Origin of the sequence: Anaerorhabdus sp., assembly GCF_036641015.1 — a bacterium.
Lineage (GTDB): Bacteria > Bacillota_I > Bacilli_A > Erysipelotrichales > Erysipelotrichaceae > Anaerorhabdus.
Genome location: NZ_JAVWFO010000006.1, coordinates 20,078 through 27,388, shown reverse-complemented (window position 1 = coordinate 27,388; position 7,311 = coordinate 20,078). Strand labels below are relative to the sequence as shown.

The 7,311-nt window shown below is 31.9% G+C and carries 7 protein-coding genes; all 7 read left to right on the top strand.

Annotated features, from left to right (window positions below; translation table 11 throughout):
* A partial coding sequence (locus tag RR430_RS01835; protein ID WP_332508585.1) for a U32 family peptidase occupies nt 1-424 on the top strand: 424 nt, incomplete at its 5' end.
* 106 nt (nt 425-530) lie between these two features.
* Nucleotides 531-3,473, top strand: coding sequence for an AAA family ATPase (locus RR430_RS01830; protein ID WP_332486227.1), 2,943 nt, complete (start codon nt 531-533; stop codon nt 3,471-3,473).
* On the top strand, nt 3,470-4,438 hold the full coding sequence (ftsY, locus tag RR430_RS01825) for a signal recognition particle-docking protein FtsY (RefSeq protein WP_332508584.1): 969 nt from the start codon (nt 3,470-3,472) through the stop codon (nt 4,436-4,438). Before RR430_RS01830 ends, ftsY begins: the two co-directional genes overlap by 4 nt.
* Nucleotides 4,428-4,742: a YlxM family DNA-binding protein gene (ylxM, locus tag RR430_RS01820; protein ID WP_332486224.1), complete on the top strand. Its 315-nt coding sequence runs from the start codon at nt 4,428-4,430 to the stop codon at nt 4,740-4,742. Before ftsY ends, ylxM begins: the two co-directional genes overlap by 11 nt.
* Nucleotides 4,743-4,754: 12 nt before the next feature.
* Nucleotides 4,755-5,951, top strand: coding sequence for an acetate kinase (locus RR430_RS01815; RefSeq protein ID WP_332508583.1), 1,197 nt, complete (start codon nt 4,755-4,757; stop codon nt 5,949-5,951).
* 4 nt (nt 5,952-5,955) lie between these two features.
* Complete coding sequence (locus RR430_RS01810; RefSeq protein WP_332486220.1) at nt 5,956-6,885, top strand: DHH family phosphoesterase; 930 nt, start codon at nt 5,956-5,958, stop codon at nt 6,883-6,885.
* Between the two features lie 109 nt (nt 6,886-6,994).
* Complete coding sequence (locus RR430_RS01805; RefSeq protein ID WP_332486219.1) at nt 6,995-7,276, top strand: HU family DNA-binding protein; 282 nt, start codon at nt 6,995-6,997, stop codon at nt 7,274-7,276.
* The last annotated feature ends 35 nt before the right edge of the window (nt 7,277-7,311 follow it).

Below are 7,311 nucleotides of genomic sequence, written 5' to 3'. Positions count from 1 at the left end.
TACTAACAGCTATGCTCTTGCTTTTCTTTATAAAATGGGGATAAGCTTTGTAGAACTATCGCAAGAATGTGATTTTGATCAGATAAATGATCTTGTCCAAGCATTTACAATACGTGAAGGAATCCAACCAAATATTGGTGTGTTCCATTATGGTCGTCGTGATTTAATGACTTCTAAAACATGTGTTATCAATAACTTATGTAAAGATGGTTCTAAGAAAAATTGTTCTGCATGTAAAGAGAATTCTTATAGTTTAATAGATTTAAAAAAGAATCATTACCCATGTTTTGGTGATGCATATTGCATTCAACATATTCTTGAAAATGAACCATATTTCTTTGATACTAATATCATGATAAATAAGATTATTCGCTTCACCATTGAGGATTATAATGAAATTCAAACCATTTTAAAGAAAATATAAGATGACTTTACATAAACATCAAATGAATGTGTTTATAACGCATATTAACTTCAAATAAAGTATTAATTTTGGTATAATATTCTAATGAATAAGTAAGGAGGTACCCATGTTTCTTAAAAGAGTAGAAATGCAAGGATTTAAGTCATTTGCAGATAAAGTTGTTATTAGCTTTGAACATTCTGTAACAGGGGTTGTAGGACCAAATGGATGCGGTAAAAGTAATATAACTGATGCAATACGTTGGGTATTAGGGGAGCAATCTGTTAAATCACTGCGTGGTACGACAATGACTGATGTCATTTTTGCAGGCAGTGCAGACCGTAAAATGGTAAATGCAGCAGAGGTAACACTTGTATTTGATAATTCAAAAAAATCACTTAACTCTGAATTAGATGAAATAGAAGTAACACGTAGACTATATCGTAATGGTCAAGATGCTGAATATTTAATTAATAGAAATAACGTTAGATTAAAAGATGTTGTTGATTTAATATTGGATTCAGGTCTTGGTAAAGACTCATTATCAATGATTTCTCAAGGTAATATAAGTAGTTTTGCTGAATGCAAACCAATCGAAAGAAGAGCAATATTCGAAGAAGCTGCAGGTGTTAGTAAATATAAGAAAAGAAAAATGGAATCATTATCAAAACTTGAACGTACTAAAGAAAATATTGAAAGAACGCAAGATATATTAACGGAATTAGAACGCCAAGTTTCGCCATTAAAACGTGCTGCTAAAAAAGCTGAATTATATCGCGAAAAAAAAGCACGACTTGAAGAAATTGAAATTGCTGTATTGGTAGAAGATATTAATACAATTAATCAACAAATTGAAGATGCAAAGAAAACATTATTTAATATTGAATCTCAAACTACAATGTTTCAAACAACAATTCAAGTTCATGAGACACAAAATCTTGAAGCAAAAAAAGAAGTTAATGATTTAGAACGAGAAATAAATAAACTTCAAGAAAATTTAATGCGTGTTGTTAATGAAATTCAAATACTTGAAACACGTAAAATTGAATTAGATGAAAAACGTAAATATGTTGTTGAAGTTGGAACAAGCGAAGAAAAAGCTAAACAACTACAAAGTTTGTTAGAAGAAGCACGTGTCGAATACGAGGATCGTAAAGCACGTTATGATCAATTTCAAATAAACATTGAACTATTAAGTGAGCAAATGTCACAAGTAGCTATGAAATATGCCGAATTTTCACAAAAAAGTAATGAGGAAAGTGGCATGTTACGACGTTTGCAAAATCGCAAAGAAGTCTTAGATAATTTATTAAAAGATCCTTTCAACAGTCAAGGTGGTGTTAAAGCCATCGTTGATAATAAATCTTCATTACAAGGTGTGCTTGGAGTTATCGCACAAATCATGATACCTACAGAGGGATATGAAGAAGCTATATCAGTTGCACTCGGCGGTACATTGTATAACATAGTTACAACTAATGAAGAAAGTGCGAGAAATGCCATCAATTTCTTAAAGAAAAATCAAAGTGGACGCGCAACATTCTTACCACTAACAGTTCTTCAACCACGAAATATTTCTCGTGAAAATCAAATTGTATGCGAAAATACAAAAGGTTATTTAGGCGTTGCTAGTGAATTTATAAATTGTGATGAACAATTTAATATTGTTAAAGAAGCATTCTTACAAAATGTATTAGTTGCTGATACTCTTGAAAATGGAAATAACTTAGCAAGCTTGTTAAAATATAACTATAAAATTGTTACCCTTGATGGCGATGTAATCCATAAAGGTGGATCTATGACAGGTGGTAAATCAAAAAATAGTACGTCATTACTTACTGTTAGAAAAGAATCTGAAGAAATCAATCAGACAATTGAAAGTCAAATCGCTTCCTGTTCATTAGCTGAAAAAAATCTTGCTGAAACACAACGTCGCAGAGAAGAATTAGAACGTGAACTAATGGAATCAAGAATTGGTTCAGCGCAGTTGGAGCCTGTTGTTGATGCAAAACGTGCTAAATATGAGAAACTAAAAAATGATTATGAATTAATTCGACCTAATGGTGAGGATAATCATGGCGATGCTAATTTCGCAGATGAAGTCGTGTTAAAATTAAATGATGCTTACTCTAGTAGAGATGAAATTACGAACTCTATTCGTAGTAAACGTGAATATCGTATGAAAATGACTCAGGATGTTGATCGTAAGGAACAACAAATTAGACAAATTCGTAAAGATTTAGAAATTGCTAGTGCTAGCCAAAATGCAATTAAGATTGATCAAGCACGTTTGGAAACTAAACTTGAAAACAATTTGCAACGTCTTGCTACTGAATATCAATTAACGTATGAATTCGCACAAACAAAAGTGAGTGATAGTCACTTTGAAAATGCCAAAGAAGAAGTATTGCAACTTCGTAGTGATATTGAACGCTTAGGAAACATAAACATGAATGCGCCTCAAGAATTTGAAGAAGTAAATGAACGTTATGAATTCCTAGATAAACAAGTAAAAGATTTAATTAGTAGTCGTGATAAAATCTTATCTGCAATTGATGAGATGGACCATGTTATGAAGAAACAATTTAAAGAAATGTTTGATTCAATTAATAATGAGTTAAATGACACATTTAGAGCACTATTTGGTGGTGGTAAAGCTAAGTTAGTTTTAGAAGATCCAAATGATATCTTGAATACAGGGGTCGATATCGATGTTCAGCCTCCAGGAAAATCAGTACAAAACATTCGTTTATTCTCTGGTGGAGAAAAGAGTTTAATTGCTATTTGTGTATTATTCTCAATTCTTAAAGTTCGTCCAGTTCCTCTTTGTATATTTGATGAAGTAGAAGCTGCACTTGACCAAGGAAACGTAGAAAGATTTGCACGTTATTTGAAGAATTTCAGAGAAGACACTCAATTTATTGTCGTTACACATAGACCAGGTACAATGCAACAATGTGATGTGCTATATGGTGTAACAATGCAAAAACAAGGTGTATCTCAAATGCTTAAAGTTGAACTTAAAGATGCTATTGATATGGCCGATGGATCGGAAGTTGAAAAAGCATGAGTTTCCTAGATACTTTAAAAGAAAAATTCAAAAAACGTGATGATCAAGCAGTATACTTAAGTGGATTCAACAAAACAAAAGACTCAATGGGACAAAAACTCAATGATATGTCCTATAAATATAAGGGTATTGATGACGATTTTCTTGAAGAACTAACTATTGTTTTATTAGAGAGTGATGTTGGTATTGAAACAGCTGATGAAATTTGTAATCGATTAAAAGAAATGGCAAAACAATATCCAGTTATCACATTTAGATATGCAATGAGTTTCTTGATGGAAATTCTTGAACAACTTTATAACGAAACTCCTACCCCTCAACTAGAATATAATCACGAAATAAATGTCATATTCTTAGTTGGTGTCAATGGTAGTGGCAAAACAACTTCCTGTGCTAAATTAATTCGCTATTTTCAAGATCAAGGTAAAACAGTTGGAGTTGTTGCTGCTGATACATTCAGAGCGGGAGCTATTGATCAATTAGCAAAATGGGCACAAAAATTAGGTGTACATTGTATCAAAGGTAAGGAACAAAGTGATCCAAGTAGTGTGCTTGTAGATGGCTGTAGGTGGGCAAAAGAGAATAAAGTTGATATTCTTCTATGCGATACTGCAGGACGTTTACAAAACAAACAAAATTTGATGAATGAATTATCTAAGATGCATCGTGTTTGTAATAAAGAAATTGAAGGAGCTCCACACCATGTTTGGTTAGTACTTGATTCTACTACTGGTCAAAACGGACTATCACAAGCTAAAATATTCCAAGAAGCTACACAAGTATCTGGAATAATTTTATCAAAAATGGATGGTACAGCAAAAGGTGGTATTGTATTAGCGATTAAAAATATTTTACATATTCCAGTATATTTTATTGGTTTAGGTGAAAAAGAAACTGATTTAAGACCATTTGATTTAGATTCATATTTGTATAGTATATCGGAAGGTATACAGCATGTTCAATAAGAAAGAACAAATGAATTACTACTTAGACTTCTATAAAAGCTTATTAACTGAGAAACAACAAGAGATATGTAATTACTATTATCGTGAGGATTATTCAATTACGGAAATTGCTGAAATAGAAGAAATTAGTAGAGCAGGGGTTCATGATACAATTAAACGAAGTGAAGTACTTTTAGAAGAATTTGAATCTAAACTTCATTGTTACGAATCATTTTCAAAAAGAATGGAATACTATAACAAGATTAAAGAATACAATCATGATGAAATAAACAAGATTGTAGATATGTGCATAGAGACTGAATAATGGGAGGAAAACATGAGTAAAATTATTTCTGTAAATGCGGGTTCATCTTCACTTAAATTTCAATTATTTGACATGCCAAGTGAAACAGTTTTAACTTCAGGGATTGCTGAAAGAATTGGATTAGAAGAAGGGGTTTTTACTATTAAAGTAAATGGTGAAAAACATACAAAAAAACTACCAATTCCAACACACAATGAAGCAGTAGCACTATTATTAGAATCACTTATTGAATTTGGAGTTGTAAAAGATTTAAATGAAATTAATGGTGCAGGTCACCGTGTTGTTCAAGGAGGAGACTTCTTTGCTCAATCAGTGAAGGTAACTCCAGAAAATGAAAAGATTGTTGAAGATTTAGCAGAACTTGCACCTCTTCACAATCCTGCAAACTTAGTTGGTTATCGTTCTTTTGCTAAAGCATTACCTAATATCGAACATATTTTTGTATTTGATACTGCTTTTCACCAAACTATGACACCGGCTGCATTTATGTATCCAGTTCCTTATGAATGGTATACTGACCACAAAGTACGTCGTTATGGCGCTCATGGTACTTCACATCAATACGTTGCAGAACGTACCGCAACATTACTTGGAAAAGATATTAAAGATTTGAATATTATCACTTGCCATTTGGGTAATGGTGCATCAATTACTGCAGTTGAAGGTGGTAAATGTGTTAATACATCTATGGGATTTACACCTCTAGCTGGTGTTATGATGGGAACACGTTGTGGTGATATTGACCCTGCAATCGTGACTTATATGCAAAATACTGCACATTTAAGTGCTGATGAAATTAACAATATCTTAAATAAGAAATCAGGTATGCTAGGTATTTCTGGTATTTCTAGTGATGCTCGTGATATCGAAAATGCTGTAGCAGAAGGAAATCCAAGAGCTAAACTAACTCACGATATTTATGTAAATCGTGTAGTTAATGTTGTTGGTGGCTATTTTATGCAAATGGGCAGTGTTGATGCAATTGCTTTTACTGCTGGACTAGGAGAAAATGACACATTAATTCGTGAATTAATCTGTAAAGGATTAGAAAAAGGTTTAGGCTTGTCAATGGATTATGAGTTAAACAGTAAAATACGTGGTAAAGAAATTAGTATTTCTAAACCTGATTCTAAAACTGCAGTATGGGTAGTACCTACAAATGAAGAATTAGTTATTGCACGTGATACAGTAAGAATTTTAGGACTTTAATTATATGAAGAACATATTCCAAGAAACGCTTGTAAAATTTGATGTAATTACAATATTCCGTCATGAGAATCCTGATATGGATGCTTTAGGAAGCCAATTAGGTTTATTTAATTGGATAAAAGATAACTATCCAAATAAGCAAGTTTTCGTATGTGGATATGACTTTGGAAGACATCAAGAATTCAATCCAAGCACAGATATACCTGATAGTATTATTGAATCTAGTTTAGCTATCATTCTTGACACAGCTAATAGTGCACGTGTTGATGATAATCGTTACAAATTAGCAAAAGAAACTATGCAAATTGATCACCATCCTCATAATGAAATATATGCAAATATTGAAATCATTAAGGAGGAAGATGCTGCTACATGCCAAATTTTAAGTGAAATATTTAACGAAATTGACGCTAATACAATTTCACTTAAGACAGCTGAATATCTATATAAAGGTATTCTTACCGATACTCTTTGTTTTAGAACTAATAATACTACGCCAAATACTTTGCTTGTTGCATCGGTACTTGCTAGTCGTGGTATAAATATTTCTAAAATCAATCAAGAAGTATTTGACATTGATATTAATACATTTAAATTCATAACAGTTTTGCGATCTAAAGTTACGAATAGGGAAGGGGTTGCTTATGCAATCATCACAGCTGATGATGTTGCCCCCTTCAATTTATCATTAAACCAAGCTAGGGAATATGTTTCAGAACTTGGAAGTGTTAAAGAATATCAAATTTGGTGTATATTTACTGAAGATAATGAAAATCCAGAACATTATAAAGGTTCTATAAGGTCTAAAGTGATTACTATTAATGACGTTGCTTCACGATACAATGGTGGCGGGCATAAAAATGCATGTGGTGTTAAAAATTTAACAATATCACAAGTTTACTCTCTATTAGATGAACTAAATGATTTGTTATAAACTTGTTTAAATTCACAAATAGTGTGAAATTTAGACAAATATTAAGTATTCTATTGAATAGTTAGTAGGATAAATGTTAAAATTAAAGACGGATATGGAGGTATTTCAAATGGAAATCACAAACAAAAAAGTATTAGCAGATATTATCGCTGAAAAGAATGGTATGACAAAGAAAGCTGCAACTGAAACATTAGACTTAGTATTTGATACAATTGCTAATGCATTAAAAGATGGTAATAAAGTAGATATTAGCGGATTTGGTAAATTTGAAGTTAAACAAAGACCAGAACGTAAAGGAATCAATCCAGCTACTAAAGAAGCTATCACAATTCCTGCAAGCAAAGCTCCAGGATTCAAAGCTGCAAAAGCATTAAAAGATATCGTTAAATAGTTTTACAAAAGAGAAGAAATTCTCTTTTTATTTTT

Coding starts and splice junctions, on each gene's coding strand:
- RR430_RS01830 (WP_332486227.1), top strand. CDS start 531: ATGTTTCTTAAAAGAGTAGAAATGCAAGGATTTAAGTCATTTGCAGAT.
- ftsY (WP_332508584.1), top strand. CDS start 3,470: ATGAGTTTCCTAGATACTTTAAAAGAAAAATTCAAAAAACGTGATGAT.
- ylxM (WP_332486224.1), top strand. CDS start 4,428: ATGTTCAATAAGAAAGAACAAATGAATTACTACTTAGACTTCTATAAA.
- RR430_RS01815 (WP_332508583.1), top strand. CDS start 4,755: ATGAGTAAAATTATTTCTGTAAATGCGGGTTCATCTTCACTTAAATTT.
- RR430_RS01810 (WP_332486220.1), top strand. CDS start 5,956: ATGAAGAACATATTCCAAGAAACGCTTGTAAAATTTGATGTAATTACA.
- RR430_RS01805 (WP_332486219.1), top strand. CDS start 6,995: ATGGAAATCACAAACAAAAAAGTATTAGCAGATATTATCGCTGAAAAG.